The 26,733-nt window shown below is 66.7% G+C and carries 25 protein-coding genes and 1 tRNA gene; 16 read left to right on the top strand and 10 right to left on the bottom strand.

Translation table 11 applies throughout. The features are described 5' to 3' along the window. Positions 1-60: 60 nt before the first annotated feature. Positions 61-1,869 carry a glutamine--tRNA ligase/YqeY domain fusion protein gene (locus AC57B5_RS10280; protein ID WP_496399459.1) on the bottom strand — a complete coding sequence of 603 codons (1,809 nt, stop codon included), beginning with the start codon at positions 1,867-1,869 and terminating at the stop codon, positions 61-63. 230 nt (positions 1,870-2,099) lie between these two features. On the opposite strand from AC57B5_RS10280, the gene AC57B5_RS10275 reads away from it, so the two are divergent. The 7 genes from AC57B5_RS10275 (at position 2,100) to AC57B5_RS10245 (ending at position 7,217) form a co-directional block, all read left to right on the top strand. Further along, positions 2,100-2,465: a hypothetical protein gene (locus tag AC57B5_RS10275; protein ID WP_154834853.1), complete on the top strand. Its 366-nt coding sequence runs from the start codon at positions 2,100-2,102 to the stop codon at positions 2,463-2,465. 130 nt (positions 2,466-2,595) lie between these two features. Next, the gene (gene aroQ / locus AC57B5_RS10270) at positions 2,596-3,039 is read left to right on the top strand and encodes a type II 3-dehydroquinate dehydratase (protein ID WP_496399458.1); all 444 of its coding nucleotides are present in this window, start codon (positions 2,596-2,598) and stop codon (positions 3,037-3,039) included. After that, complete coding sequence (locus AC57B5_RS10265) at positions 3,036-3,920, top strand: alpha/beta fold hydrolase (RefSeq protein ID WP_496399457.1); 885 nt, start codon at positions 3,036-3,038, stop codon at positions 3,918-3,920. Before aroQ ends, AC57B5_RS10265 begins: the two co-directional genes overlap by 4 nt. Then, complete coding sequence (arfB, locus tag AC57B5_RS10260) at positions 3,913-4,323, top strand: alternative ribosome rescue aminoacyl-tRNA hydrolase ArfB (protein WP_017405644.1); 411 nt, start codon at positions 3,913-3,915, stop codon at positions 4,321-4,323. The genes AC57B5_RS10265 and arfB overlap by 8 nt, the downstream gene beginning before the upstream one ends. An 82-nt stretch (positions 4,324-4,405) precedes the next feature. Next, positions 4,406-5,344, top strand: coding sequence for a DODA-type extradiol aromatic ring-opening family dioxygenase (locus AC57B5_RS10255; protein WP_496399456.1), 939 nt, complete (start codon positions 4,406-4,408; stop codon positions 5,342-5,344). Positions 5,345-5,439: 95 nt separating this feature from the next. Beyond that, entirely contained in the window at positions 5,440-6,105 is a 666-nt protein-coding gene (locus tag AC57B5_RS10250; protein WP_013803384.1) for an alpha/beta hydrolase, read from the top strand. A gap of 191 nt (positions 6,106-6,296) precedes the next feature. Continuing rightward, positions 6,297-7,217 carry a DUF3014 domain-containing protein gene (locus AC57B5_RS10245; protein WP_496399455.1) on the top strand — a complete coding sequence of 307 codons (921 nt, stop codon included), beginning with the start codon at positions 6,297-6,299 and terminating at the stop codon, positions 7,215-7,217. 13 nt (positions 7,218-7,230) lie between these two features. Here the strand turns inward: AC57B5_RS10245 and AC57B5_RS10240 are convergent, their stop codons facing one another. After that, positions 7,231-7,701, bottom strand: coding sequence for an Lrp/AsnC family transcriptional regulator (locus AC57B5_RS10240; protein ID WP_012204416.1), 471 nt, complete (start codon positions 7,699-7,701; stop codon positions 7,231-7,233). A gap of 104 nt (positions 7,702-7,805) precedes the next feature. Between AC57B5_RS10240 and mdeB the strand changes: the two genes are divergently transcribed. Continuing rightward, the gene (gene mdeB / locus AC57B5_RS10235) at positions 7,806-10,436 is read left to right on the top strand and encodes an alpha-ketoglutarate dehydrogenase (protein WP_496399454.1); all 2,631 of its coding nucleotides are present in this window, start codon (positions 7,806-7,808) and stop codon (positions 10,434-10,436) included. A gap of 335 nt (positions 10,437-10,771) precedes the next feature. Next, positions 10,772-12,952, top strand: a complete 2,181-nt coding sequence (locus AC57B5_RS10230) for a c-type cytochrome (protein ID WP_454709360.1) — start codon at positions 10,772-10,774, stop codon at positions 12,950-12,952. 68 nt (positions 12,953-13,020) lie between these two features. Here AC57B5_RS10230 and AC57B5_RS10225 read toward each other — a convergent pair whose 3' ends face one another. Both AC57B5_RS10225 and AC57B5_RS10220 read right to left on the bottom strand, forming a co-directional pair. Then, on the bottom strand, positions 13,021-14,355 hold the full coding sequence (locus tag AC57B5_RS10225) for a DUF2325 domain-containing protein (protein ID WP_313238418.1): 1,335 nt from the start codon (positions 14,353-14,355) through the stop codon (positions 13,021-13,023). A gap of 123 nt (positions 14,356-14,478) precedes the next feature. Beyond that, positions 14,479-15,234, bottom strand: a complete 756-nt coding sequence (locus tag AC57B5_RS10220; protein WP_216595204.1) for a sulfite exporter TauE/SafE family protein — start codon at positions 15,232-15,234, stop codon at positions 14,479-14,481. Positions 15,235-15,360: 126 nt separating this feature from the next. Here AC57B5_RS10220 and AC57B5_RS10215 point away from each other — a divergent pair, with 126 nt between their 5' ends. Next, a complete protein-coding gene (locus AC57B5_RS10215; protein WP_496399453.1) occupies positions 15,361-16,329 on the top strand; it encodes a LysR family transcriptional regulator in 969 nt (322 codons plus the stop codon). On the opposite strand, the gene AC57B5_RS10210 is transcribed toward AC57B5_RS10215, so the two are convergent. The 5 genes from AC57B5_RS10210 to AC57B5_RS10190 form a co-directional block, all read right to left on the bottom strand. Then, on the bottom strand, positions 16,320-17,189 hold the full coding sequence (locus AC57B5_RS10210; RefSeq protein WP_492805759.1) for a zinc-dependent peptidase: 870 nt from the start codon (positions 17,187-17,189) through the stop codon (positions 16,320-16,322). The genes AC57B5_RS10215 and AC57B5_RS10210 overlap by 10 nt on opposite strands. Next, positions 17,186-18,034, bottom strand: a complete 849-nt coding sequence (locus AC57B5_RS10205) for a UDP-2,3-diacylglucosamine diphosphatase (RefSeq protein ID WP_496399452.1) — start codon at positions 18,032-18,034, stop codon at positions 17,186-17,188. The genes AC57B5_RS10210 and AC57B5_RS10205 overlap by 4 nt, the downstream gene beginning before the upstream one ends. A 164-nt stretch (positions 18,035-18,198) precedes the next feature. Beyond that, positions 18,199-18,705 (bottom strand): peptidylprolyl isomerase, encoded by a 507-nt coding sequence (locus tag AC57B5_RS10200; protein ID WP_013803376.1) that lies wholly within the window; start codon positions 18,703-18,705, stop codon positions 18,199-18,201. Between the two features lie 57 nt (positions 18,706-18,762). After that, the gene (locus tag AC57B5_RS10195; protein ID WP_013803375.1) at positions 18,763-19,350 is read right to left on the bottom strand and encodes a peptidylprolyl isomerase; all 588 of its coding nucleotides are present in this window, start codon (positions 19,348-19,350) and stop codon (positions 18,763-18,765) included. A 144-nt stretch (positions 19,351-19,494) separates the two neighbouring features. Then, complete coding sequence (locus AC57B5_RS10190; RefSeq protein ID WP_013803374.1) at positions 19,495-20,028, bottom strand: tetratricopeptide repeat protein; 534 nt, start codon at positions 20,026-20,028, stop codon at positions 19,495-19,497. Positions 20,029-20,232: 204 nt separating this feature from the next. Between AC57B5_RS10190 and cysS the strand changes: the two genes are divergently transcribed. From cysS to AC57B5_RS10160, 6 genes are all read left to right on the top strand, one after another. Beyond that, on the top strand, positions 20,233-21,618 hold the full coding sequence (gene cysS / locus AC57B5_RS10185) for a cysteine--tRNA ligase (protein WP_013803373.1): 1,386 nt from the start codon (positions 20,233-20,235) through the stop codon (positions 21,616-21,618). A 49-nt stretch (positions 21,619-21,667) separates the two neighbouring features. Beyond that, positions 21,668-22,477 (top strand): DNA-3-methyladenine glycosylase family protein, encoded by an 810-nt coding sequence (locus AC57B5_RS10180; RefSeq protein ID WP_034391589.1) that lies wholly within the window; start codon positions 21,668-21,670, stop codon positions 22,475-22,477. 83 nt (positions 22,478-22,560) lie between these two features. Continuing rightward, positions 22,561-23,538 carry an acetyl-CoA carboxylase carboxyltransferase subunit alpha gene (locus AC57B5_RS10175; protein ID WP_012204428.1) on the top strand — a complete coding sequence of 326 codons (978 nt, stop codon included), beginning with the start codon at positions 22,561-22,563 and terminating at the stop codon, positions 23,536-23,538. Positions 23,539-23,664: 126 nt separating this feature from the next. Beyond that, positions 23,665-24,672, top strand: coding sequence for a tRNA lysidine(34) synthetase TilS (gene tilS, locus AC57B5_RS10170; protein ID WP_496400101.1), 1,008 nt, complete (start codon positions 23,665-23,667; stop codon positions 24,670-24,672). Positions 24,673-24,850: 178 nt separating this feature from the next. Next, on the top strand, positions 24,851-26,116 hold the full coding sequence (locus AC57B5_RS10165; protein ID WP_012204430.1) for an aspartate kinase: 1,266 nt from the start codon (positions 24,851-24,853) through the stop codon (positions 26,114-26,116). Between the two features lie 53 nt (positions 26,117-26,169). Next, positions 26,170-26,262: transfer RNA gene (locus tag AC57B5_RS10160), tRNA-Ser, on the top strand. 233 nt (positions 26,263-26,495) lie between these two features. On the opposite strand, the gene AC57B5_RS10155 is transcribed toward AC57B5_RS10160, so the two are convergent. Continuing rightward, positions 26,496-26,733: hypothetical protein (locus AC57B5_RS10155; protein ID WP_496399451.1), on the bottom strand; the 238-nt coding region annotated here is incomplete at its 5' end.

The raw sequence follows: 26,733 nt of genomic DNA, 5'->3' as shown, positions 1-26,733 counted from the left end.
CAGGATGGTGGGCCATCTTCGGGGAGCAGCGGTGCAGGTGCCCGTCAGCGGGCCATGCGCCTACTTGCCCCAGGAGTCCTTGAGACCCGTTGCGCGGTTGAACACGGGCTTGCCCGGTGTGTGGTCCTTGCGGTCGGCCACGAAGTAGCCGAAGCGCTCGAACTGGAACTTGTCGTCAGGCTGCGCGTTGGCCAGCGAAGGCTCCACATAGGCGGTCACCACCTTGAGGCTGTCCGGGTTGAGCAGCGTCAGGAAGTCCTTGCCGCCCGCATCGGGCTGCGGGTCGGTGAACAGGCGGTCGTACAGGCGCACCTCGGCCTGCACGCCGTCGGCCACGCCCACCCAGGTGATGGCGGCCTTGACCTTGACACTGTCCGCACCCGGCGTGCCGCTCTTGGTGTCGGGCACCACGGTGGCCAGCACCTTGGTGACGTTGCCCTCGGCATCCTTCTCGCAGCCCGTGCACTCAATCACGTAGCCGCCCTTCAGGCGCACCTTGTTGCCGGGGAACAGGCGCTTGTAGCCCTTGGGCGGCACTTCGGCGAAGTCCTCGCGCTCGATCCACACCTCGCGGCCCAGCGTGAAGCGGCGCACCGGCACCTGCTGGCCTTCGGCGGCGTGGGGCAGGGCGGGCAGCTCGCAGGCTTCCAGGTGTTCGGCGCTGCCGAAGACCTCGGCCCAGTTGGTCAGCTCCAGCTTGAGCGGGTCCAGGGCCACCATGCCGCGATGGGCCTGGTTCTCCAGGTCCTCGCGCAGGCAGCCTTCCAGCGTGGAGTAATCGATCCAGGCGTAGTCCTTGGTCACGCCGATGCGCTCGCAGAAGGCCTGGATGCTCAGGGGCGTGTAGCCACGGCGGCGCAGGCCGACGATGGTGGGCATGCGCGGATCGTCCCAGCCGCTGACGATGCCGTTGTCCACCAGGTGCTTGAGCTTGCGCTTGCTGGTGATCACATAGGTCAGGTGCAGGCGCGAGAACTCGTACTGGCGCGGCTGCGGCGCGGCGATCAGGCCGCCTGCGCGCAGGTGGTCCAGCAGCCAGTCGTAGAACGGGCGCTGGTCCTCGAACTCCAGCGTGCAGATGCTGTGGGTGATGTGCTCCAGCGCGTCCTCGATGGGATGGGCGAAGGTGTACATCGGGTAGATGCACCACTGGTTGCCGGTGTTGTGGTGCTCGGCATGGCGCACGCGGTAGATGGCGGGATCGCGCAGGTTGATGTTGGGCGATGCCATGTCGATCTTTGCGCGCAGCACGGCAGCGCCATCGGGCAGCTTGCCGTCGCGCATTTCGCGAAAGCGCGCCAGGTTCTCGGCCACCGTGCGGCTGCGGAACGGGCTGTCCACGCCGGGGCGCGAGAAATCGCCGCGGTTGGCCTTCATGTCGTCGGCGCTTTGCTCGTCCACATAGGCCAGGCCCTGCTCGATCAGGTACTCGGCTGCGCGGTACATGAAGTCGAAGTAGTTGCTGGCGAAGTACAGGTTCTCGTGGCCGTCGGCTTCCTTCCAGCCGAAGCCCAGCCAATGGACGGCATCGATGATGCTGTCCACGTACTCCTGGTCTTCCTTCTCGGGATTGGTGTCGTCGAAACGCAGGTGGCAGGCACCTTCGTAGTCGCGCGCCAGGCCGAAGTTCAGGCAGATGGCCTTGGCGTGGCCCACGTGCAGGTAGCCGTTGGGCTCGGGCGGGAAGCGTGTGCGGATCTTCGCCACGTCCACCTGGCCCTGGTTGTGGTGGTCGCCATCACCGGGGCTTCCACCCCAGCGGCGCTGGGCGTGGGTACCGTTGGCCAGGTCGGCCTCGATGATTTGGCGCAAAAAGTTACTCGGTTTGACCGGATCTTTGGAGATGGGGGAGGCGTCAGCAGAGCTCATCGCAGCATTGTAGGCGCCCGCCTGCAGACCCGCTCCGGACGGCTTTCGGACAGCCGCGCCAGCCAAGGGTTGAGGCATTTGGAAACAAACTTGTATAAAAGCCTGCCATCCGTAGACCCCTCTCGCGCGTTGAGAATGCAGGGCGTATGCCGTCCCCCTGTGCCAAAGTGGGGGAAGGCGGCACCAGCGGCAATGCCTGCCACGCCTGTCCAACTTCGAGGAGAGACACCATGACAACGACAGCTTCCCCGTGGGTTGCAAGAGCAGCAGCAGCCGGCCTCGCATTGGCCGCCCTGGTGGCTTCGGGCGCCGCCCAGGCCCGGGGCGATGTGCACTGGTCCATCAGCCTGAATTCGCCGGGCATGTATGGCCCGCCCGTCTATGTGGCGCCGGCCCCCGTCTATGTGGCGCCGCCCCAGCCCATCTACTACGCTCCCCCGCCTCCGGTCTACTACGCGCCGCGCGCCGTCTACCGTGCTCCGCCCGTCGTGGTCGTTCCCGGCTACGGATACGGCTATGGCGGCGGCTACCGGGGTGGATACCGTGGCGAGTACCGCCATGGCCATGGCCACGGGCATGGCCACTGGCGCCGTTGATCTGAGCTGAGCCGCGCTGAACCGACGCTTGCCGCCCCTTGGGGCGGCTTTTTCCGTGGTGCCTGCGCCAAGACCGGGCCGGGGATGGCCCGCATAATCCAGCCCGTTGGAAACCTGGAGTGTCCCCGCCGTGAAAACCGTCTATGTCCTCAATGGCCCGAACCTGAACCTGCTGGGCCTGCGTGAACCCGCCATCTATGGCTCCCAGACCCTGGCCGATGTGCGTGCGCTGTGCGAAGCCGCCTGCGCGCGCTACGGGCTGGCGCTGGAATTTCGCCAGAGCAACCATGAAGGCGAACTGGTGGACTGGGTCCACGAAGCCGGCCGTGTGCACGCCGAAGGCCGCCTGGCCGGCCTGATCTTCAACGCCGCCGCCTACACCCACACCAGCGTGGCCTTGCTGGATGCCGTCAAGGGCACGGGCGTGCCGCTGGTGGAGCTGCACATCAGCAACGTGCATGCGCGCGAGAGCTTCCGCCACCACTCCTACCTGGCGGCCGCCGCGCGCGCCGTGATGTGCGGCTTTGGCGTGGCCGGCTACGGCCTGGCCATTGACGCCGTGGCCCAGTGGTGAATACGCCCGCCGCCATTGAGCGCCTGCGCGCCCAGGCGCGGCGCCTGACCACGCCGCTGTCTGCCGCGCAGCCCGAAGACGGGTACATGGTCTGGCATGTCTGGGGCGAGGCACGCGCGGGCGAGCTGCCCATCGTCATGCTGCACGGCGGCAGCGGCAGCTGGACGCACTGGCTGCGCTGCATGGACGCACAGCTGGCCCAGGGGCGCCAGCTGTGGATACCCGACCTGCCCGGTTTCGGTGATTCCGATGGCGTGCCGGGCGGGCAGGATGCCGACACCCTGGTCGAGCCGCTGCGCCAGGGCCTGCGGCAACTGCTGGCCGATGGCGGTGCGCCCGCCGCCCCGCTGTGCGATCTGGTCGGCTTCTCTTTTGGCGGCATGACGGCCGGCATGCTGGCCGCCGCCGACGGCACGCTGGCCCGGCGCCTGGTGCTGGCCGGGGCGCCCGGCATGGGCGTGGGCAAGGGCCTGGCCGTGCGGCTCAAGGGCTGGCGCCACCTGGCCACGCCCGAGGCGCAGGCCGTGGCCCACCGCTACAACCTGCAGGCGCTGATGCTGCATGACGCCGGCCTGATCGACGAGGACACGCTGGCCCTGCATGTGCTCAACGTGGAGCGTGACCGCCTTCCGCGCCGCCGCCTATCGCACACCGACGTGCTGGCGCGTGCCCTGCAGGCCGTGGACGGCCCCGTATGGGCCATCTATGGCGAGCACGACGCGCTCTACCCGGGCCCGATGATGCAGGAGCTGGCCCAGGCCTTTGCACGCCATGCGCGCGACTTCCGCGGCCTGGCGCTGGTGCCCGGCGCGGGCCACTGGGTCATGCATGAGCGTCCCGATGCCTTTGTGGCGGCATTGACCGCTGCGCTGGATGCCTGAGCGCATGCGGCCCATCGAGCTGCACGAGGTGCAGTGGACCGCCATGCGCGCCCAGGGCGCAGGCGGCCAGAACGTGAACAAGGTCTCCAGCGCCGTGCACCTGCGCTTTGACGTGCGCGCCTCGCGCCTGCCCGAGGCCGTGCAGCAGCGCCTGCTGGCCCTGCGCGACGGCCGCATCACCAACGAGGGCGTGGTCGTCATCAAGGCACAGCAACACCGTACGCAGGAGCAGAACCTGCGCGCCGCGCTGCAGCGGCTCAACGTGCTGGTGGCCGCCGCCTATCCCGAGCCCATCCTGCGCCGCGCCACCCGGCCCACGCTGGGGTCGCAGCGGCGCCGCCTGGAAAGCAAGAGCCGGCACGGCGCCACCAAGGCCCTGCGCGGGCGCCCGCGCGACGATTGATTCGGATTGGCCCGGCCAGCGCAACAATGTGTGCTGCCGCTGGCGGCTTGGCGCGGCGCCCGGGCGTCCCTACATTAGGGGAATGCAAGACTCCCACGCTCCCCACTCTCCCCGGGTTTCCTCCGCTGCCGGTGCCCGGCTGCCCGTGCTCTATATCTCCCACGGCTCGCCCATGTTCGCGCTGGAGCCGGGTGAAACCGGCCCCGTGCTCGCGCAATGGGGCAGGGCGCTGCGCCAGGCCCACGGCCCGCTGCGCGGCGTGGTCGTCATGTCGCCGCACTGGATGTCGCAGGGCGTGGAAGTCATGACAGGCGCCACGCCCTCCACCTGGCACGACTTCGGCGGCTTTCCGCCCGCGCTCTACGAACTGCAATACCCGGCCCCCGGCGCGCCGCAACTGGCGCAGGAAGTCATGGACCGCCTGCAGGCCGCAGGCATTGCCGCCAGCGCCAACGCGCAGCGGCCCTTCGACCACGGCGCCTGGGTGCCGTTGATGCATTTGCTGCCGGATGCCGACCTGCCCGTGGTGCAGCTGTCCCTGCCCGCCTCGGCCGGGCCGGCCGAAACCCATGCGCTGGGCGCAGCCCTGGCGGGCTTGCGCGATGAGGGCGTGCTCATCGTTGGCTCCGGCAGCATGACGCATAACCTGGGCGAATTCCGGGGCGGCACGGGCGAGGCCACGGTGCGTGTGGACGACGCCGTGCAGGCCCTGCGCAGCCAGGATGGCCTGCAGGACGACCATGCCGTCGGCGGCTCCAGCGCCTCCTCGCCCTACGTGCAGGATTTCAGCCGCTGGATCGAATCGCGCCTGCAGGCGCAGGACCTGCCCGCGCTGCTGGACTACCGCACCCGCGCGCCTTCGGCCCGGCGCGCCCATCCCAGCGAAGAGCACTTCATGCCGCTGTACTTCGCGCTGGGCGCGGCCGGCGCGACAGCGCGGCCACGGTATCTGAGCCGCGAAGTCATGTATTCCATCCTGGCCATGGATGCGATGGCCTTCGAGGACGCGCAGGCGGCATAACCTCCTGCTGCCGCGGACTTGGCGAGGCGCCACAATGGCGCGTTGCCCGGGACCACCCCGGTCCTGGAAATCGCTAAAAAACCAAGGAGTCCGTGATGATCGACCTGCCTCTGGTGGCGCTGGAGCGCCCCGCACAACCCGCGCCGGGGCAGCAGCCCTGGCTGCTGGTGCTCATGCATGGCGTTGGCAGCAATGAGCAGGATCTGTTCGGCCTCGCATCGTTCGTGCCGCCGCAGTTCCACGTGCTCAGCCTGCGCGCTCCGTTTTCCATGGGTCCCTCAGCCCATGCCTGGTTCCAGTTCACGGTGGATGCCAACGGCACGCGCCACATCCACGCATCGCAGGAAGAGCACAGCCGCGCCCTGGTGGCCCAGACCGTGCAGCAGGCCGGTGCGCGGCTGGACATCCCTGCCCAGCGAACCGTGGCGGGCGGCTTCAGCCAGGGCGGCATCATGGCGCTCAGCCTGCTGCTGACCCAGCCCGCGCTGCTGCGCGCCGCCATGTGCTGGCACAGCCGCCTGCTGCCCGAGGCCTTGCCGCACCAGGCCCCTGATGCGGCCTTTGACGGCAAGTCGCTCTGGGTCAGCCACGGCACCTACGACAACGTCATTCCGCTGACCAGCGCCCACGCCATTCGCAGCCACGTGCAGCGCCTGCCGCTGCAGCTGAGCTACCACGAGTACCCGAGCATGCATGAGATCCGCCCCGACGAGCTGCAGGCCGCCATGGCCTGGCTCCAGGATCTGGGCACGCAGGGCTGAGACGGCCGCGTAAGCCGGGTAACGCGTTGTTGCCGGGCGCGCACGATGGCCTGCGCAGAGAGCGCGGCGGCTTATAAACACAAGGCAGGGGCCGGTGTCAGCAAAGCCGGGGAACCCTGGTTGTGCTTTGCTGTCGCACGTCCTGCGGCAACTGAGCTGCCAGCCCCCTGCCCAAGCCAAAGGACCCATCCATGCCAGAACGCGATCCCCAAGACTTCCGCCCCCGCGCCAGATCCTCCGGCCCATCGGCTTTCGGCATCGCCGCAGCGGTGCTGGCGGCTGCCGCCCTGGGGGGCGCGGCCTGGTGGTACTGGTGGCGTCCCGCCCCCGTGCCCGAGGCGCCGCCGGAAGTGGCGCAGGCGCCCGCCCAGTCCACCCAGCCCTCCGAACCTGAACCCGTCCCCGCGCCCGAGCTGACCGAGCCCCAGAACCCTGTCGATGCGCTGGAGCAACCCGCCCCCGGCCTGCCCGCGCTGCAGGACTCCGACGCCCATGTCACCCAGGCCCTCAACGGCCTGCTGGGCCGTGACAAGGCAGGCAGCTTTCTGCAGATGGACGGCTTTGTGCGCCGCGCCGTGGCCACCGTGGACAACCTGACCCGCTCCCAGGCCCCTGCACGGCTTTGGCCCGTGCACCCGGCGCCTCAGCGTTTCACGGTGGAGGGCGCGGCGGAGGCTGGTGAGGCGCAGGCCATCGCCCCCGCCAACGCCGCACGCTACAAGGCCTTCGTGACCTTTGCCGAGTCCATTCCCATGGACGGGGCCGTCAAGCTCTATGCCCGGCTGTATCCCCTGTTCCAGACCGCCTATGAAGACCTGGGCTATCCCAGCCGCTATTTCAACGATCGCCTCATTGCCGTCATAGACCACCTGCGCGCCGCGCCCGAGCCCGCGGGCCCGGTGCAGGTACGGCTGACCAAGGTGGAGGGCGAGGTGCCCTCCATCCAGCCCTGGGTGCGCTACGAATACGCCGACCCTGAGCTGCAGGCCCTGTCCAGCGGCCAGAAGATGCTGGTGCGCGTGGGCCTGGACAACGAGCGCCGCCTCAAGGCCGTGCTGGGCGAGTTGCGCCGCCGCATCGCCACCGGCGAGATGGCCAAGCCTGCGGGCTGAGTCGGGATTCGGATCAACCCGCCGCAGGCAGTGGCAGGGCGGTCTTGTACCGCACCTGCTTGAGTGTGAAGCTGGAGCGGATCTTCTCTATGCCCGGAATCGGGGTGAGCTGCTCCACGATGAAGCGCTCCAGCGCTCCGATGTCGGCCAGCGCCACGCGGATCAGGTAGTCGGCGTCGCCGCTCATCAGGTAGCACTCCATGACCTCGTCGTGCTCGGCAATGCGGCGCTCGAAGTCGGCCAGCGATTCCTTGGCCTGGGACTTCAGGCTGATGTTGATGAACACATTCAGCCCCAGCCCCAGCGCCGACGCATTGGCCAGCGCCACATAGCGCGCGATCACGCCGGCCTTCTCCAGTGCCTTGACGCGCGCCAGGCAGGGCGAGGGCGACAGATGCACGCGCCGCGCCAGCTCCACGTTGGACAGCGAGCCGTCCGTTTGCAACTCGGCCAGAATGCGCAAGTCGATGGTGTCCAGTTTCATGTGCCGGATTTTATGTAGATACCGGCATGAAATGCTGGAATATGGCGTTTTCCTTATCCATGAACGGCTGCTCATGCCGGCCTGCCAGTCCTAAAGTGGCGGACATGAACGCACCCACGCCACTGGCCGCGCTGGCCGATATCGATACCGATCCCCAGGAAACCGCCGAATGGCGCGAGGCCTTTCTGGCCCTGGTCGCCACAGAAGGTCCGCAGCGCGCGCGCTTCGTGCTGGAAGAGCTGGCGCGCATGGCGCGCGAGCAGCGCCTGGGCTGGCAGCCTGACCTGAACACGCCCTATGTGAACACCGTGGCGGCGCAGCAGCAGCCGGTGTTTCCGGGCGACCTGGCCATCGAGGAGCGGCTGGCGTCCATCATGCGCTGGAACGCGCTGGCCATGGTGGTGCGCGCCAACCAGGCCTATGGCGAGCTGGGCGGCCATATTGCCAGCTATGCCAGCGCGGCCGACCTGTTCGAGACCGGGTTCAATCATTTCTTCCATGCCCGGGAGGGACTTGAGCCGGGACAGCACCGGGGCGACCTGGTGTTCTTTCAGCCGCACAGCGCGCCCGGCGTGTATGCGCGGGCCTTCCTGGAAGGGCGGCTGACCGAGCAGGACCTGCAGCACTACCGCCAGGAGATCAGCGCGCCGGCCGCTGGCGCGCAAGGCCTGTCCAGCTATCCCCATCCCTGGCTGATGCCCGATTTCTGGCAGTTCCCGACGGGCTCCATGGGCATAGGCCCCATCAGCAGCATCTACCACGCGCGCTTCATGCGCTATCTCACGCACCGCCGCCTGCTTGACTGCCAGGAACGCAAGGTCTGGGGCGTGTTCGGCGACGGCGAGATGGACGAACCCGAAAGCATGAGCGCCCTCACGCTGGCCGCGCGCGAGGGGCTGGACAACCTGGTCTGGGTGGTCAACTGCAATCTGCAGCGGCTGGACGGCCCGGTGCGCGGCAATGGCCGCATCGTCGATGAACTGGAGCGGCTGTTTGCCGGCGCGGGCTGGAACGTGGTCAAGCTGCTGTGGGGCAGCGACTGGGACGGGCTGTTTGCGCGCGACCTCACCGGCACCCTGGCACGCACGCTGGGCGGCACGGTGGACGGGCAGATGCAGACCTTCGCCGCCAAGGACGGACGCTACAACCGCGAGCATTTCTTCGGACAGAACCCCGAGCTTGCCGCCCTGGCCCAGGGCCTGACGGACGAGCAGATCGACCGCTTGAAGCGCGGCGGCCATGACCTGGTGAAGATCCATGCGGCCTATGCAGCGGCTGCCGCCCATCGCGGCCAGCCCACGGTGATCCTTGCCCATACCAAGAAGGGCTACGGCATGGGCTCGGCCGGGCAGGGCAAGATGACCACGCACAGCCAGAAGAAGCTGGACGAGTCCGACCTGATCGAGTTCCGCAACCGCTTCAACCTGCCGCTCAGTGACGAGCAGGCCAAGGGCCTGGCCTTCCACAAGCCTGCCGATGACAGCGCCGAGATGCAGTACCTGCGCGATCGCCGCACGGCCCTGGGCGGCGCACTGCCGCGCCGCGAAACCGTGTGCGACCGCGTGCCCGTACCTGCCCTGGACCAGTACGCGCAGTTCGCGCTGGCGCCTGCCGGCAAGGAGATGAGCACCACCATGGCTTTCGTGCGCATGCTGGGCGGCCTGCTCAAGGACGCGCAGCTGGGTCCGCGCATCGTGCCCATCGTGGCGGACGAGGCGCGCACCTTCGGCATGGCCAACCTGTTCAAGCAGGTGGGCATCTACAGCAGCCTGGGGCAGCGCTACGCGCCCGAAGACATCGGCTCGGTGCTGTCCTACCGCGAGGCGCTGGACGGCCAGATCCTGGAGGAGGGCATCAGCGAGGCCGGCGCCATCGCCAGCTGGACGGCGGCAGCCACCAGCTACAGCGTGCACGGCATGGCCATGCTGCCGTTCTACATCTACTACTCCATGTTCGGCTTCCAGCGCGTGGGCGACGCCATCTGGGCGGCGGCCGACCAGCGGGCGCGCGGCTTTCTGCTGGGCGCCACCTCGGGCCGCACCACGCTGGGCGGAGAAGGCCTGCAGCACCAGGACGGCTCCAGCCATCTGGTGGCGGCCACCATTCCCAACTGCAAGGCCTGGGACCCCGCGCATGCGGGCGAGCTGGCCGTGATCCTGGACGCCGGCATGCGCGAGATGCTGGTCGAGCAGCGCGACGTTTTCTACTACATCACCCTGATGAACGAGAACTACGCCCAGCCCGACCTGCCACCGGGCGCGGCCGAAGGCGTGCTGCGCGGCGGCTATGTGTTCAGCCGCTTTGGCGATGCGGGCCGTGCCACGCAGCATGTCACCTTGCTGGGATCGGGTGCCATCCTCACCGAAGTGCTCAAGGCCGCCGAGCAATTGGCCAGCGAGGGCATGGCCGCCACCGTGGTCAGCGTGACCAGCTGGAGCGAACTGGCGCGCGATGGCGTGGCCTGCGAGCAGCGCATGCTGGCAGGTGAGGCACCTGGCCAGCCCTGGATCGCCCAACTGCTGGACGGCACGCAGGGCCCGGTGATTGCTGCCACCGACTATGTGCGCGCCGTGCCCGAGACCGTGCGCGCCTTCCTGCCCGCAGGCAGGCGATTCCTCACCGTGGGCACGGACGGCTTTGGCCGAAGTGACACGCGTGCCGCGTTGCGCGGCCACTTTGGCGTGGACGCGCACAGCGTGGCGCAGGCGGCGCGCCGCTGCAGTCAGGCGGTCTGAGCCCGGCGGGCGAGCCGCCACCCCATACACTGACGGATACACCGACGGTGAAATCAGCGGCCCCTTGCGGGCCGCTTTTTCGTGCGCACCCGAGAAGGCTGCGCGCGCTTTTTCCTTGCATTGATTAAGCCCGCGTTAAATGCGCTATTGGCTTATCGTTTTCGTCGGCTTGCATGGAAAAAATAGGGAGATACCACTAGAATTCGTATATATAAGAAGATATTGCGCAAAGAGATTGTCATTTGCTGCAATGGCTGCAGGCGTTGGGTTGAATATCTCGTCAATATCCGTTTTTTCCTCTTTCAATAATAATTCATTTCAGTGGATCGAAGACGATGAAACTCTCGCTCAAGCAAGGCCTGCTGTGCGTGGCCGCGCTGTCGGCCGCCGCCTGGCAACTGGCCATTTCGGCGCCGGCGCCCGGAGTGGACCATGCGCAAATGCCACAAATCATTGATGACCTGCCTGCCGATTACGCGGCGGACCTGACGGAGGAGCAAAGAACCCTGGTCGATCGCGGCCGATATATCGCACGCCTGGGAGATTGCGTTGCCTGCCACACCGGCAATAAATCCCAGCCCATGGGTGGTGGGCTGGCGCTGGAGACGCCATTCGGCAAGATCTATTCCACCAATATCTCGCCCGACGCCGATACGGGCATGGGCAAATACAGCTTCGAGCATTTCGACCGCGCCATGCGCAAGGGCGTCGCGGCCGATGGCCGCAACCTGTACCCGGCCATGCCCTATCCCTCCTACGCCAAGATGACGGCCGAGGACATGCAGGCCCTTTACGCCTATCTGTTGCAGGGCGTGGCGCCCGTGAAGGCGGCCAACAAGGAGTCCGACCTGGGCTTTCCCTTCAACCAGCGCTGGGGCCTGGCGCTGTGGAACTGGGTGTTTCTGGATGACACGCCCTTCCAGCCCCAACCGCAGCAAACTGCCCAGTGGAACCGGGGTGCCTACCTGGTACAGGGCCTGGGCCACTGCGGCGCCTGCCATACGCCGCGCGGCGTGGGCTTCCAGGAAAAGACCATGACCGGCGAGGGCGGCAAGGGCGAGTATTTCCTGGCCGGCGAGACCGTGGAGAACTGGCGCGCGCTGAGCCTGCGCAATCTGTGGACACCCGAGGAAACCGCCCAGTTGCTCAAGACCGGGCGCAACAGCCACGGCACGGTCTCCGGCAACATGGTCGATGTGGTGCAGCACAGCACGCAGTACATGAGCGATGCGGACCTGCTGGCCATTGGCACTTATCTGAAGTCGCTGCCCGCAGGCAAGAACGATCTGCCCATGCAGGTGGCCCAGGGGCCGGGGCCGGTCATCGCCCCGCATCCGGCGTCGCAGGCTTCCGTGCATGCGCCGTCCGCCACGCCGGCAGTGTCTTCCGACGTGCCTGCCGATCTCTACGCCAGCCGGGGTGGCCTGGGCTATCTGCAGTTCTGCGCCGACTGCCACCGTGCCGATGGCGGTGGCGTGAAGGACGTGTTCCCGCCGCTGGCCGGCAATTTCTCGCTGCAGTCGCAGGACCCGTCCACCCTGATCCATCTGATGCTGGTGGGCTGGAAGGCGCCCGTCACGCAAAGCCATGCGCGGCCGCTGACCATGCCGGCCTTTGCACAGCTCAAGGATGCGGAGATTGCCGACATCCTCAACTTCGCCCGCAAGAGCTGGGGCCGTGCCAATGCGCGCGAGATCCATGCCAGGGAGGTGCAATCCATGCGCAAGCAGCTCGATGCCAAGGGCGAAAGCGCACGCCCCTTCGAGACGCCGCGCCTGGCCGCCATGCTGGACGAATCCAACGCGAAGCAACTGGTCTACGGCGCCCGCCTGAACATAGAGACGCGTGACCTGCTGCCCAGGAATGTGGGCAATGCGCTGAACTGCGCCAGCTGCCACCTGAACGCGGGCACGGTGGCCGATGGTTCGCCCTATATCGGTGTCTCGGCCTTCTTCCCCGGCTATGCGCCGCGCGCGGGCCGCGTCATCACGCTGGAGGATCGCATCAATGGCTGCTTCCTGCGCTCCATGAACGGCAAGCCGCTGCCGCTGGAGTCCGACGAGATCAAGGCCATGGTCGCCTACTTCGACTGGATGCGCCGCGAAACCAAACCCGAAGACAAGGTCGAAGGCCGGGGCGTGGGCAAGATCAGCCAGTCCATCGTGCCCAACGTGGACAACGGCAAGAAGGTCTATGCGGCCCAGTGCGCGGTCTGCCATGGCGGCGAGGGCGAGGGCGTGAAGAATGCCAAGGGCCAGTGGGTCTATCCGCCGCTGTGGGGTGACGAGTCCTTCAACATCGGCGCGGGTATGGCGCGCACCTACACGGCAGCGGCCTTCGTCAAGCGCAACATGCCCATCGCCTTCCATGGCAACTTCCCGCTGGGCCAGGGCGGCCTCAGCGACCAGGAGGCCGTGGACGTGGCCGAGTACTTCAGCCACCAGCCGCGCCCGGACTTTGCCAACAAGCACAAGGACTGGCCCAAGGACAAGAAGCCGGCCGATGCGCGGTACTGAGGTGCTGAGGTGCTGATGGAATCCTGAAAACACAAGGCCCGGCGCTGGGCCCGCGCCACGCGGCACCATCAACCGTGGCGCAGGCAAAAGTGTGATGCGCTGGTGGTGCGGGTTCCCGCGTCGGGCGGTGCCAACTCGCGCGCCACGGTGGCCGCGAAGCTGGCCAGGCTGGCCGTGCGCAGCGCGATGAAGGGCACGCCATGCCGCTCGCTGAGGCGCTTGAGGTTGACCACGGAATCATGGTCCACGCAGTCCACGGGGAACACCACCAAGTCGACGCGGGGCAGCTGCGCGGCCAGCAGGCCCTTGCGCGTCTCCAATCCGCCGTCGTGGTGCAGGAACTCGCCGCCATGGCGCTGTACATGGTCGCGTATGGCAGGGGTGGAGCTGGGGCGCCCGCCCACGTAGAGCAGCTTGCGGCCCTGCAGCGCCTGCTGCTGCGCGGCATCGGGGGCCTGGGGCTGGGTGGCGGCGCGATGCAGTTCCTTTTCGGCGGCGGCCAGTTCCTCGGCCAGCCATTGCACGCGCTGCTGCAATTGCTCGGCCATCTGCTGCAGGCGGCCAGCCTCGGCCCAGGCCTGTTCGGCAGCGCGTTCTGCACGCTCGCGCCGTTCGGTGTGCATGCCGACCAGGGCGCCGGCATCGGCGGGGCGGGTCTCGCCTCCAGGGGCTGCCCCTGCCCTGAGTTGCGACAGGCGGGCTTCGAAGTCCAGGGACTGCTGGCGCAGCTGGCCGGCCAGCGCATCACGTTCGAGCTGGGATTGGTGGTGGCGCTGGCGTTCGCGTTCCAGCTTGTCCTGCAGTTCCAGGTTTTCCTTTTCCAGTGCCACGAAGCGCTTGAGTTCATGCCGGTTGGCCGATCCCATCAGGTGCGACAGCATGTGCACCTCGCCAAAGGCCATTTGCCGCAGCGCAAAGCTGGTGCACTTGTGCGTGAGCAGGGCCCAGTAGGCGCCCGGAATCTCGCCCTGCTGCCAGGCCTGCTTCCACGCGGCCTCCAGTGCAGCCTCGTCCTGGGCGGCGGCAAAGCCCTTGATCACGGCGGCATGGCGCTGGTCCAGCGCCTTGTGGATGGCCTTGGACAGGTCGCCGTTCTCATGCGCCAGGCCCACGGCCTGGTGGTGCAGTTCCAGGTCGGTCTTGCCCTTGATATCCATGTGCCGGCCCATCAGCTTGCGCAGCTCGGCCGGGCTCAGGCAGGTGCCTATCACCGAGCAGTGCAGATGCGTGTCCAGCTGGTAGAGCCGGGTGCGCGCCTGGGCGTGCGCTGCGCCGCCATGCTCTTCGCGGACATGGTCGTGCCCGCAGCACTGGCCGTCCCCGGACTGCAACGCGCCGGCCGACACGGCGGCGCCCAGGGCGGCCATGCCGCCTGCGCTGAGTTTGAAGGGGGGCGTCAACATCGGAAGGCCTCTCATGGAAGGGCTGGTGCAGTTCGTAATATACGATGAAGCATAGCGAGGCGTGTGCCAGAGGTTCACATAGTTGACTGCCGTTGGCCGATGGAGTGTGGGCGCGCGGCGCGCTCAGGCCACGCGCTGCAAAAGTACGGGCACGGAAGACGCCAGCAGCGCCACGCCGGACAGGCACAGCAGGCCCAGCACGATCTGCCGGAACCGTGCCTCGCTGATACCGATATAGAGCCTGGAGCCCAGCAGCGATGGAATGAGCATGGCCGGCGCCACGATGGCGAACAGCGGCAGCATGCTGCGCGTGACCATGCCGGTGCCCAGGTAGGTGGCCATGGTCACGGCCAGCATGGACAGGTTGAAGTTCTGGATGACGGAGCGCTGCTCATCCTTGGGGTAGCCGCGCAGCGTGCACCACAGCGTGGGCAGCGTGCCCGTGAAGCCGCCCAGTCCGCCCATCACGCCGCCCGCCAGGCCCACGGCACCATCGGCCAGGCGGCCGCCGCGCGCCAGCCTGGGCAGCCGTGCCGACAGCAGCATCACCGGGCACCACAGCACCAGCATGCCGCCCAGCAGGGCCTTGAACCAGGCCATGTCCAGGTGCGGCAGCAGCAAGACGCCCAGCGGAATGCCGGCAAGACCGCCCAGGATGAAGGGCAGCAGCTTTGCCAGCGCAAACCCGCGCCGCACGGTGATGGCCGACAGCACCTGGCCCAGCAGCGAGCCGAAGACGGTGAGCACGGCCGCATCGCGCGGCTCCAGCACCCAGGCCCAGAACGACATGGCCACCATGCCGAAGGCAAAGCCCGACAGGCCCTGCACGAATCCGGCCGCCGCCGCGCCCAGCGCGATGATGAAAAACATGCCATCCATGGTCTGCCTGGTCCTTTCGTTTTGGGTGTGCAAGACGCATGAATTCTGGAGCGCGTGCATAAGCAGAAATTCGTTTGTTTTTATTGTTCAATATGGTTTTGCTTATGCCGCACCACGCCTGAATCCATGCCGCAAAACCGCACTGCATCGTCCGCTGCCCAACTGGCCCACCGCATGGCCACGCGCCTGAAGATGAAGCATTTGCTGCTGCTGCGCTCCATCAGCGAGCTGGGCACGCTGACCCGCGTGGCCGAGCGCATGGCCACCAGCCAGCCCGCCGTGACCCAGGCCCTGGCCGAGCTGGAGTCATTGTTCGGCGCGCCGCTGTTCCTGCGTTCTGCGCGCGGCATGGAGCCTACGGAGCTGGGCGCGCTGGTGCTGGCGCGCGCCCGGGGCATGCTGGCCGATCTGGACCATTGGGCCCACGACATCGAGGCCGTGGGGCAGCAGCGTGCGGCGCACCTGCAGGTGGGTGTCATCCCCTTTCTGCCGGCGCGCATGCTGGCCGATGCCATCGGCAGGACGCGGCCGCAAGGCCGGCGCATCACGGTCACGCTGCATGAGGACACCAGCGACCGCCTGCTGCAAAAGTTGCGCGCACATGAGCTGGACTGCGTGATTGGCCGCGCCTCGGCTGTGCTGGACATGAGCGGCATACGGCACAGCGTGCTTTATGAGCAGGAGCCACGCCTGATCGCCCACCGCAGCCTGGCCGCGCGGCTGGGGCGCCGGCCTCTGCAGTGGGCCGAACTCACGGGGCTTGACTGGGTGCTGGGCCAGCGCCGCACGCCCATGCGCGAGCAGATCACCGACTTTTTTCTGCGCGCGGGCGTGGAGCCGCCGCCGCCGTTTGTGGAAACGCTCTCGGCCAAGGTGATCGGCGAGCTGGTGGCGGCCAATGAGCGGGCCGTGTCCATCGTGCCGGCCGACATTGCCGAGGAACTGGTGCGCATCGCGGGCGTGGGCATCGTGCGCCACCGTTTCGGCTGGACCCTGCCACCCATCACCCTGTTCGAGCGCAAGGCGGGCGGGCAGTACGAGGAGCAGCGCCTGTTCGCCCAGGCCCTGAAGGAGGTTTGCTCCGATCAGGGTTGACTGGTGGCCGGCTTGAAGAGCGCAGCCAGCAGCGGCGCCAGCGTGGGAAATTCCAGGGCAAAGCGGGCGCGGTCCACGAAGAAGGCCTCGCAGGCCACGGCGAAGAATTCGGCGGGCGCCGTGGCGCCATAGCCGTCCAGCCAGGGCCATTCGCCACCAAAGCGCTCGGCGATGGTGATCTGCTCACGGAAGGCGTCGTAGGCCGGTGCCCAGGCGGCCTGCCATATCTCGCGGGCCTGGCGCGCGGAGCTGCTGCCCATGAAGCCCGGCGGCAGGGGTGGGCAGCCATCGGCGCCGCCGTTGCGCATGTCGATCTTGTGGGCGAATTCGTGGATCACCACGTTGGCGGGCTGGCCGCCGTGGCCATGGTGGCTGGCATGCGACCCGCGGCCTGCGCCAATGGCCTGCCAGCTCAGCATGACGGGGCCGCCATGCATGGCCTCGCCCATGATCACTTCGTCGTAGTCGTGGATGACGCCGGCCTCGTCCATGCTCTGGCGCCGCGCCACGGCATCGCCCGGGTGCACCACGATGCCGACAAAGTCGTCATACCAGGACAGCGCGCCCTGTGGCTCGCCCCAGTGCAGCAGGGGCAGGCAGGCCTGGGCGGCAATCTCCAGCGCCATGGCGTCGCTGACTTCCAGGCCATGGGCGCCGTGGAAGCGCTTGCGCTGCAGGAAGACGGCGGCCAGGGCGCGCAGCTTGGATTGCTCCTCCAGCGTCAGCGACGCGAGAAAGGGGTAGGCGGCCAGCGTGGACAGCCACAGCGGCGCGGGAATCTCGGGCACCGGCGACACCGTGGAGCGTGCGCGGCGGCCCAGTCTGCGGACCCAGCGGCCCAGGTGTTGCCAAAGGCTCATGGCGGGCTGGCCTGTTCAAGAACGTCGGACAGTGGCAGGCGCTGCAGGCCCATGCCGCGCTCCCAGCGCAGCACCTCGGCGCGGGGCACGGGCGCCGCCAGATCCCAGTCGCTGAGCACGATGCGCCGCAGGCCATCGCCCAGGTCATGGTCGGCCGGGCGGTGCGTGTGGCCGTGGATCAGGGTGGCGGCACCTGCGGCATGCAGCCAGCTGCGCGTGGCCTGCGCGTCAAGGTCGGCATAGGTGGGCATGGCGGCGCCATGGCCGTCCGATTCCCGCTTGCGCGATTCGCTCTCCTGCCGAATGCCGCGTGCCTGGTCGCGGCGCACCTGCAGCGGCTGGGCCAGGAAGCCAGCCTGCCAGGCGGCCGAGCGGGCCATGGCGCGAAAGCGCTGGTAGTCCACATCGTCCAGGCACAGGGCATCGCCATGGCTGAGCAGGATGCGCTGGTCGCCGCAGTCAAGCACGGTGGGATCGGCCAGGGTGGTCGTGCCGCACAGCGCATCGAACTGCGCGCCGGTCAGGAAGTCGCGGTTGCCCTGCATGAAGAACAGCGGCGTGCGGGTGGCTGCCGCGCGCATGGCGGTGGCGCATTCGGCCTCGAAGCTGCCCGGCTCCAGCAGGGCGTCGTCACCCACCCAGACCTCGAACAGGTCGCCCAGCAGAAAGACGGCATCGGCCCGCGTGGCGGCCAGGTACTGCCGGAAGGCCTGCACGGTGGCGGGCTCGCTGGCCTGCAGGTGCAGGTCCGAGATGAACTCCAGCGTGCGCCAGCCCGCAGGCAGTGTCCACTCGGCCGCAATGGGCGGCACGGGAAGAGGGCGGGGCGCGGCGGTCTGGGCCATGGGACGGGGCACCCGGCAAGGGCGCTGCATGAAGGGCTGTAGGAGCCTTGGGACGGCTCTGGAGCGGGTCTGTTGTCCATGCGCACGGCCTGGTGCCATACGCATGGACAACAGGGCGGCCGGACCCGAAAGGGCACGGCCGCCCCGTGTGCGCAAGCGCCTGATTACAGGGCCACGGCCTTTTCGATGATCACGTCATCCTTGGGCACGTCCTGGTGGCCGCCGTTGCGGCCGGTCTTCACGCCACGCAGCTTGTCCACGATCTCGGTGCCCTTGACCACCTTGCCGAACACGGCATAGCCCCAGCCCTGTGCGCTGGGCGAGGTGTGGTTCAGGAAGCCGTTGTCGGCCACGTTGATGAAGAACTGGGCGGTGGCAGAGTGCGGGTCGCCGGTACGGGCCATGGCCAGGGTGTACTTGTCGTTCTTCAGGCCGTTCTTGGCCTCGTTCTCGATGGGAGCGTCCGTCTCCTTTTGCTTCATGCCGGGCTCGAAGCCGCCGCCCTGGATCATGAAGCCATCGATGATGCGATGGAAGATGGTGTTGTTGTAGTGGCCCTTGTTCACATAGGCCAGGAAGTTCTCTGCGCTCTTCGGGGCCTTGGCGGCGTCGAGTTCGATGGTGATGACGCCGTGGTCGGCGATGTGGAGTTCGACTTGGGGATTGCTCATGGCGATTCCTTGTTGGATGGAGGGGAAGGGCGTGCCACGCAAGGCGCGGCGCGCGGTTTACTTGACTTCGGTGGCCGAGAGGATGGTCACCGGCTTGGTGGGTACATTCTGGTGCATGCCCTGGTTGCCCGTGGCCACCGTGCGGATTTTGTCCACCACGTCCATGCCCTGGACCACGCGGCCGAAGACGGCGTAGCCGTGTCCATCGGGCTTGGGCGCGTTGAGCATGTCGTTGTTCACCACGTTGATGAAGAACTGCGAGGTGGCCGAGTTGGGGTTGCCCGTGCGCGCCATGGCGATGGTGCCCCGGTCATTCTTGAGGCCGTTGTCCGCTTCCAGCGGAATCGGCGCGCGCGTGGGCTTTTCCTTGAGGCTGGCATCCATGCCGCCGCCCTGGATCATGAAGCCGTCCATCACGCGGTGGAACACCGTGCCGTCATAGTGCTTGTCGCGCACGTACTGCATGAAGTTGGCCACGGTCTTGGGTGCCTTGGCTTCGTTCAGCTCCAGCACGATGTCGCCCATGCTGGTCTTGATCTGCACCTTGGGCGTGGCGTTCTGCGCCATGGCGGGCAGGGCGGTGAAAAGGGAAGCGGCCAGGGCCATGCCGGCCAGGGAAAGCGACGCAATGCGGCGTGTGGTCATGCGAATCTCCTGTGAAAGCCAAAGGGCTGGGGGATGGAGTGGGGAAAACCGGGCAGGTTCCTGCGGGTGCGCGCCAGGCATGGCAAGACCCGATCGACCGCCGCACGCGCGCTGGCGCAAGGGCTGCGCGCGTGGGCCGGGGGCCTACTTGGCGGCGGTGACGGGTGCCAGCAGGTCGCGCAGCAGCTTGAGCTTGGGGCGCACGCTGGCCGCGCGGCCATCCAGGCCTTGCGCCTTGGAGTAGGCCTCGTAGGCCAGGCGGGCATGGATGTCGCCCAGGTTCTCGTAGGCGACGCCGTAGTTGGGGTTGTTGCGCACGGCGGATTCGAGCGCGGAGCGCGCCTTGTCGAGCTGGTTCTGGCCGGCATAGATGACCGCCAGATTGTTGTAGGGCTCGGGCAGCTCGGGGTAGTCCTCGATGAGCTGGTTCAGCGCGGCGATGGCCTCGTCCGTCTTGCCGCTGTCGGTCAGTGCAACGGCCTTGAGAAAGCGCATCTGCGGGTCGCGTGCGTTCTTGGCCAGATAGGCATCGGCGCGTGCCAGCGCCTGGGTGCTCTTGCCGTTGCGCAGCAACTGATTCACTTCCGTATAGTCGTCGGCGTGGGCGTGGCCTGTTGCGAGCAGGGCCGCCAGTGCCGCGAGGCGCAGGGCGGAGCGAAACGAGTTGCGTAGAGGCATGTAGGTGCTTTCGGGGCCTCGGGGGAATGCCCCGCGGCGCGGGCTTATACTGCGGTCAATTGTAGCTGAGGGGTGTGCTGGGTCACACGGGCTCTGCGCCTGCCGCTCCTGCTCCCTGCTGAGCATGCCTGCATCGGCGCCAAGGGTCCGGCGGCGCGTGGGACGCGCCCCCTGCAGCGACCCTTTCTCCCCTGATAAACATCCATGAGTTTGCGTATCTACAACACGCTGTCGCGTGCATTGGAAGCGTTTTCGCCAATCGAACCGGGCCATGTGCGCATGTATGTGTGCGGCATGACCGTGTACGACCTGTGTCACCTGGGACACGCACGCTCCATGGTCGCTTTCGATGTGGTGCAGCGCTGGCTGCGTGCCAGCGGCCATCGCGTGACCTATGTGCGCAACATCACCGACATCGATGACAAGATCATCCGGCGCGCCGTCGAGAACGGCGAGACCATCCGCTCGTTGACCGACCGCATGATCGACGCCCTGCACCAGGACGCCGACGCCCTGGGCATCGAGCGCCCCACGCATGAGCCGCGCGCCACCGAATACGTGCCGCAGATGCTGTCCATGATCGGCCGTCTGCAGGACAAGGGCCTGGCCTATCAGGGCACGGATGGCGACGTGAACTTCGCCGTGCGCAAGTTCCCCGGCTACGGCAAGCTGTCGGGCAAGTCGCTGGACGAATTGCAGGCCGGCGAACGCGTGGCCGTGCAGGACGGCAAGCAGGATCCGCTGGACTTCGTGCTGTGGAAAAGCGCCAAGCCCGCCGAGCCGGAAGAGGTCAAGTGGGCCAGCCCCTGGGGCGTGGGCCGTCCCGGCTGGCACATCGAGTGCTCGGCCATGGGCTGCGAGATGCTGGGCGAGAGCTTCGACATCCACGGCGGCGGTGCCGACCTGCAGTTCCCGCACCACGAAAACGAGATCGCCCAGAGCGAAGGTGCGACCGGCAAGCCGTTCTCGCAGGTCTGGATGCACAACGGCTTCATCAACGTGGACAACGAGAAGATGTCCAAGTCGCTGGGCAACTTCTTCACCATCCGCGACGTGCTCAAGGAATACGACGCCGAGACCGTGCGCTTCTTCGTCGTGCGCAGCCACTACCGCAGCCCGCTGAACTACAGCGACGTGCACCTGAACGACGCACGCGGCGCGCTCAAGCGCCTGTACACGGCGCTGAGCCTGGTCGCGCCTGCCGAGGTTGCCATCGACTGGAATCATCCCGCTGCCGCACGCTTCAAGGCGGCCATGGACGAGGACTTCGGCACGCCCGAGGCCGTGGCCGTGCTGTTCGAGCTGGCTGCCGAAGTCAACCGCAGCAAGAGTGCCGAGACGGCGGGCCTGCTCAAGGCATTGGCCGGCTGCCTGGGGCTGCTGCAGGGCGACCCGCAGGCCTTCCTGCAGGCAGGCACTTCGGAGATGGATGCCGGCGCCATCGAGGCGCAGATTGCCGCACGCGCAGCCGCCAAGGCGGCCAAGGACTGGGCCGAGGCCGACCGCATCCGCAAGGCGCTGCTGGAACAGGGCATCGTGCTCAAGGACTCCCCCGCAGGCACGACCTGGGAGGCAGCCGCAAAGGGCTGATCCGTATGCCTTGCCAGATGTGCCGCGCCAGGTGCGGGGAGGTGCTTTGATGGCCTCCGCCAAACCCCTGGACACCATGGATTTCGAGCAGTTGCCGCTGGTGGCCGATCTGCCCGTGCCCGAACAGCAACCGGCCCCGCTGCCGATGGTGACGCTGGGCGCGCGCGCAGGTTCGGCGCCTGCGGCCGCCGCTGCCGCTGCCTCCGCTCCCAAGGCCAAGATATCCCTGCCCGCACCGCCCGAGGGCGCCCCGGCCTACTGGGCCGAGGCCTGCCGCCAGCTGGTGCGGCGCGATCGCGTGATGAAGCGCCTGATTCCGCGCTTTGCCCACCTGGCCCTGCAGCCCGGCGGCGATGCCTTCGCCACGCTGGCGCGCTCCATCGTGGGCCAGCAGATCTCGATGAAGGCTGCGCAGACGCTGTGGAACAAGTTCGCGCGCCTGCCCGCCCGCATGGCGCCTGACCTGGTGCTCAAGCTCAAGGTGGACGACATGCGCGCCGTGGGCCTGTCTGCCCGCAAGGTGGACTACCTGGTGGACCTGGCCATGCACTTCACCGAGCACCGCCTGCACCAGGACGACTGGCAGGGCATGAGTGACGAAGCCATCGTGGCCGAACTCATGTCCATCCGAGGCGTGGGCCGCTGGACCGCCGAGATGTTCCTCATCTTCTACCTGCAGCGGCCCAATGTGCTGCCGCTGGACGATGCAGGCCTGATCTCGGGCATCAGCCAGAACTATTTTTCGGGCGACCCCGTCAGCCGCAGCGAGGCGCGTGAGGTTGCCGAGGCCTGGAAGCCGTGGTGCACCGTGGCGACTTGGTATATTTGGCGCTCGCTCGAACCGCAGCCTGCAGCCTGAAGACAAACCGATCACACCCGATCAACCCCCGTTTTCCGGCCGGAACGCATGCACCGTGCCTGGCTGGGACAAGGAGAAACAAGTTGGCGAAAAAGAACTTTCTGGATTTTGAGCAGCCCATCGCCGAGCTCGAATCCAAAATCGAGGAACTGCGCTACGTGCAGACCGAAAGCGCAGTCGATATCTCGGAAGAGATCGAGCAGCTCAGCAAAAAAAGCCTGCAGCTGACCAAGGACATCTACAGCGACCTCTCGCCCTGGCAGATCACCAAGATCGCGCGCCATACCGAGCGTCCCTACACGCTGGACTATGTGCGCGACTGCTTCACCGACTTCATCGAGATGCACGGCGACCGGCACTTCGCCGACGACCAGTCCATCGTGGGCGGGCTGGCGCGCTTCAATGGCATTTCCTGCATGGTCATCGGCCACCAGAAGGGCCGCGACACCAAGGAGCGCACGCTGCGCAACTTCGGCATGACGCGCCCCGAGGGCTACCGCAAGGCCCTGCGCCTCATGAAGACGGCCGAAAAGTTCGGCCTGCCGGTCTTCACCTTCGTGGACACGCCTGGCGCCTTCCCCGGCATCGAAGCCGAAGAGCGCGGCCAGTCCGAAGCCATCGGCCGCAACATCTACGAAATGGCCCAGCTGCAGACCCCCATCATCACCACCGTCATCGGTGAAGGTGGATCGGGCGGCGCCCTGGCCATTGCCGTCGCCGACCAGGTGCTGATGCTGCAATACGCCGTCTACTCCGTGATCAGCCCGGAAGGCTGCGCCTCCATCCTCTGGAAGACCGGCGAAAAGGCCCAGGACGCTGCCGATGCCATGGGCATCACGGCCCACCGCCTCAAGGCCCTGGGCCTGGTGGACAAGATCGTCAACGAGCCCGTGGGCGGCGCCCACCGCGACCCCAAGCAAATGGCCGCCTTCCTCAAGCGCGCGCTGGGCGATGCCTATCGCCAGCTGGCGGACCTCAAGCCCAAGGAACTGCAGGACCGCCGTTACGAGCGCCTGCAAAGCTACGGACGCTTCGCCGATACCAAGGCCGACAACCGCTGAAGGCCTGCGCCACGCTCTGGCACACTGAACGGCTCCCCCTGGGAGCCGTTTTCTTTTTGCGCCGGGACTCGGCCTGAGTCCTGACATACCTGATCCAAGCCTGTGGAAATTCCGATCACCGACCCGCTGCGCAATGTTCCGGCAGCCGCTCCAGATGCTGCGCCGGGTGCCGCTTTGGACGCGGCAATCCATCGCTTTGCGCCGCAACTGCCGCTGGCCGTGGCCTTCAGCGGCGGTGCGGACTCCACGGCGCTGCTGCTGGCCTGCGCCGAGCGCTGGCCGGGCCAGGTCGTGGCCATCCATGTGCACCACGGTCTGCAGTCGGCGGCCGATGCCTTTGTCGGCCAGTGCGAGAAAGTCTGCGCGCAGCATGCCGTTCCTTTGAAGATTCGCCGCGTGGACGCGCGCCACGCGCCGGGCCAAAGTCCTGAGGACGCCGCACGCCAGCTGCGCTACGCAACGCTGATAGAGGCCGCCCGCGAACCCTGGCCTGGGCAGGGCGCTGGCGGAGAGCCCTTGCCGCCCGTTCGCAGCATGGCGCTGGCGCAACATGCGGACGACCAGGTCGAGACGCTGCTGCTGGCTCTGTCTCGCGGCGCCGGTGTGGCCGGGTTGGCCGCCATGCCGGCGCAGTGGAGCAGGGCGGATCTCGAATGGCATCGTCCGCTGCTTGATCTGCCCGGACAGGCCCTGCGTGACTGGCTTGCGGCGCGTGGCCAGGCGTGGGTGGAAGACCCGACCAATGCCGACGCGCGCTATACGCGCAATCGCATCCGCGCCCAGTTGCTGCCCGCGCTGCAGCAGGCCTTTCCCCAGTTTCGCGCCACGTTCGCGCGCAGCAGCCGGCATTGCGCTGAGGCGGCCGAGCTTCTGCAGGAGATGGCGCAGGCCGATCTGGCCGCCATCGGCAGCCCCCCCGGCATCACCGCCTTGCAGGCGCTGAGCCCCGCGCGCCAGGCCAATGTGCTGCGCCACTGGCTGCGCAGCGTGCATGCCACCACGCCCAGTGCCGCGCAGCTCGATCAGCTGCTCGCGCAGATCGGCGTTTGCCTTACGCGAGGCCACCGCATCCATCTCAAGATGGGGCGGGGTTTTGTGCGGCGCCTGGGGTCGGTGCTCGATTGGTACAATTGACGAGTTTTGGTCCAACTTTGTACGAAAACCGGCGGCGCGCCAAAACCAAACGGCTTGCGCAAGACGGGTCCGGGCGGACATTTCGCTTCATGCGCAGTCCTCTCGAACATCCTGGCTTGCACAGGCATCCCTCTGTCGTACAGCGCCGTGGCAAGCAGTTTCGTCACCCTGATATCCAATGGCACTGATCGTTCATAAATACGGCGGCACCTCGATGGGCTCGACAGAGCGCATCCGCAACGTTGCCAAGCGCGTGGCCAAGTGGGCTCGTGCCGGTCACCAGATGGTGGTCGTCCCCAGCGCCATGAGTGGCGAAACCAACCGTCTGCTGGGCCTGGCCAGCGAGCTGGCTCCCGGCTCGGCCAAAACGGCGTACTACCGTGAACTCGACATGCTGGCCTCCACGGGCGAGCAGGCGTCGTCGGCACTGCTGGCCATTGCGCTGCAGGCCGAAGGCGTGGAAGCCATCAGCTTCTCGGGCTGGCAAGTTCCCGTGCGCACCGACAGCAGCTTCACCAAGGCACGCATCGAGTCCATCGACGACAAGCGCGTTCGCGCCGAACTCGACGCTGGTCGCGTGGTCATCATCACGGGCTTCCAGGGCATCGATCCCAACGGACATGTCACCACGCTGGGCCGTGGCGGCTCCGACACCTCGGCCGTGGCCGTGGCTGCGGCGCTGAAGGCGGCCGAGTGCCTTATCTATACCGACGTGGACGGCGTCTACACCACCGACCCGCGCGTGGTGCAGGCCGCCAAGCGCCTGAACACCGTGAGCTTCGAGGAAATGCTGGAAATGGCCAGCCTCGGCTCCAAGGTGCTGCAGATCCGCTCGGTGGAATTTGCCGGCAAGTACAAGGTGCCCATGCGCGTGCTCTCCAGCTTCACGCCCTGGGACATCGACCTGGAGGAGGAATCCACCTCCGGCACGCTGATTACTTTTGAGGAAGACGAAAAAATGGAAAAGGCCGTCGTATCCGGCATCGCATTCAACCGCGGCGAAGCCAAGATCTCCGTTCTCGGCGTGCCCGACACCCCCGGCATCGCCTACGGCATCCTGGGTCCGGTGGCTGATGCCAACATCGAAGTCGATGTGATCATCCAGAACATCAGCAAGGAAGGCAAAACCGACTTCAGCTTCACCGTCAGCCAGGGCGACTACCAACGCGCCATGGAGCTGCTGCGCGACAAGGTCGTGCCCGCCCTGGGTGCCACCGAAGTCGTCGGCAACCCCAACATCGCCAAGGTCAGCATTGTCGGCATCGGCATGCGCAGCCATGTGGGCGTGGCATCCACCATGTTCCGTGCACTGAGCCAGGAAGGCGTGAACATCCAGATGATCTCCACCTCCGAGATCAAGACCTCCGTCGTCATCGACGAGAAGTACCTGGAGCTGGCCGTGCGCGCCCTGCACACCGCCTTCGGTCTCGACAAGCCGGAATAAAATCATCGTTTTGCCGAAACCGGCAAAAAAGCACGTTACAATAACGTCATTCCGGAAACGTGACCGAGTGGCCGAAGGTGCTCCCCTGCTAAGGGAGTATGGGGTGTAGAGCCTCATCGAGGGTTCGAATCCCTCCGTTTCCGCCAAGATAGAAAAAAGCCACCCGCAAGGGTGGCTTTTTTTATGAGAGGGTTGCTTCGGCGGCCTGATCCGGTGGTTGGAGCTGATGCTCTGGTTGCTGCGGTAGGGTTCTTGTTGTTGGCGGGTTGAAAAAACGTGCTACAATGCAAGGCTGTGCTGAAGAGAAGCGATGCAGATCGCTGGTGTTGAAAAGATCGAAGAAATTTGATTGCAACGACGCTAAAAACTGTGCTAGAATTCAAGGCTTCGCTGATCGCAGCGAGTCGGAAGTAAAGAAGAAATTCTCTGCTTCGATCCTTAAAAATATACAGCCGATAAGCGTGGGCGTTTGAGGCGAACAGCCAAGTTCTTTGGAACTCGGCTCTTTGAAGCCAAAAACGCTCATGAGAATAGAAGTGAAGTTCACTTCAATTCCGTTTTTATGAGTTAGTCGAAAGACTTTAAATTTCAAGATCGAACTGTAGAGTTTGATCCTG

The sequence above is a fragment of the Delftia sp. BGA-UO-ETr-SB1 genome (assembly GCF_059567865.1).
Note: the sequence above shows the minus strand (reverse complement) of the source record. Positions and strands in the feature narration are given on the sequence as shown.

What these genes read in the sequence shown, in the direction of transcription:
- AC57B5_RS10195 (WP_013803375.1), bottom strand. Translation starts at nt 19,350, where the DNA reads ATGACCACACGCCGCATTGCGTCGCTTTCCCTGGCCGGCATGGCCCTG.
- AC57B5_RS10215 (WP_496399453.1), top strand. Translation starts at nt 15,361, where the DNA reads ATGCCGCAAAACCGCACTGCATCGTCCGCTGCCCAACTGGCCCACCGC.
- AC57B5_RS10230 (WP_454709360.1), top strand. Translation starts at nt 10,772, where the DNA reads ATGAAACTCTCGCTCAAGCAAGGCCTGCTGTGCGTGGCCGCGCTGTCG.
- AC57B5_RS10225 (WP_313238418.1), bottom strand. Translation starts at nt 14,355, where the DNA reads ATGTTGACGCCCCCCTTCAAACTCAGCGCAGGCGGCATGGCCGCCCTG.
- arfB (WP_017405644.1), top strand. Translation starts at nt 3,913, where the DNA reads ATGCCTGAGCGCATGCGGCCCATCGAGCTGCACGAGGTGCAGTGGACC.
- AC57B5_RS10255 (WP_496399456.1), top strand. Translation starts at nt 4,406, where the DNA reads ATGCAAGACTCCCACGCTCCCCACTCTCCCCGGGTTTCCTCCGCTGCC.
- AC57B5_RS10245 (WP_496399455.1), top strand. Translation starts at nt 6,297, where the DNA reads ATGCCAGAACGCGATCCCCAAGACTTCCGCCCCCGCGCCAGATCCTCC.
- AC57B5_RS10220 (WP_216595204.1), bottom strand. Translation starts at nt 15,234, where the DNA reads ATGGATGGCATGTTTTTCATCATCGCGCTGGGCGCGGCGGCGGCCGGA.
- mdeB (WP_496399454.1), top strand. Translation starts at nt 7,806, where the DNA reads ATGAACGCACCCACGCCACTGGCCGCGCTGGCCGATATCGATACCGAT.
- AC57B5_RS10275 (WP_154834853.1), top strand. Translation starts at nt 2,100, where the DNA reads ATGACAACGACAGCTTCCCCGTGGGTTGCAAGAGCAGCAGCAGCCGGC.
- AC57B5_RS10250 (WP_013803384.1), top strand. Translation starts at nt 5,440, where the DNA reads ATGATCGACCTGCCTCTGGTGGCGCTGGAGCGCCCCGCACAACCCGCG.
- AC57B5_RS10205 (WP_496399452.1), bottom strand. Translation starts at nt 18,034, where the DNA reads ATGGCCCAGACCGCCGCGCCCCGCCCTCTTCCCGTGCCGCCCATTGCG.
- AC57B5_RS10200 (WP_013803376.1), bottom strand. Translation starts at nt 18,705, where the DNA reads ATGAGCAATCCCCAAGTCGAACTCCACATCGCCGACCACGGCGTCATC.
- AC57B5_RS10210 (WP_492805759.1), bottom strand. Translation starts at nt 17,189, where the DNA reads ATGAGCCTTTGGCAACACCTGGGCCGCTGGGTCCGCAGACTGGGCCGC.
- AC57B5_RS10190 (WP_013803374.1), bottom strand. Translation starts at nt 20,028, where the DNA reads ATGCCTCTACGCAACTCGTTTCGCTCCGCCCTGCGCCTCGCGGCACTG.
- AC57B5_RS10280 (WP_496399459.1), bottom strand. Translation starts at nt 1,869, where the DNA reads ATGAGCTCTGCTGACGCCTCCCCCATCTCCAAAGATCCGGTCAAACCG.
- AC57B5_RS10180 (WP_034391589.1), top strand. Translation starts at nt 21,668, where the DNA reads ATGGCCTCCGCCAAACCCCTGGACACCATGGATTTCGAGCAGTTGCCG.
- AC57B5_RS10165 (WP_012204430.1), top strand. Translation starts at nt 24,851, where the DNA reads ATGGCACTGATCGTTCATAAATACGGCGGCACCTCGATGGGCTCGACA.
- cysS (WP_013803373.1), top strand. Translation starts at nt 20,233, where the DNA reads ATGAGTTTGCGTATCTACAACACGCTGTCGCGTGCATTGGAAGCGTTT.
- AC57B5_RS10240 (WP_012204416.1), bottom strand. Translation starts at nt 7,701, where the DNA reads ATGAAACTGGACACCATCGACTTGCGCATTCTGGCCGAGTTGCAAACG.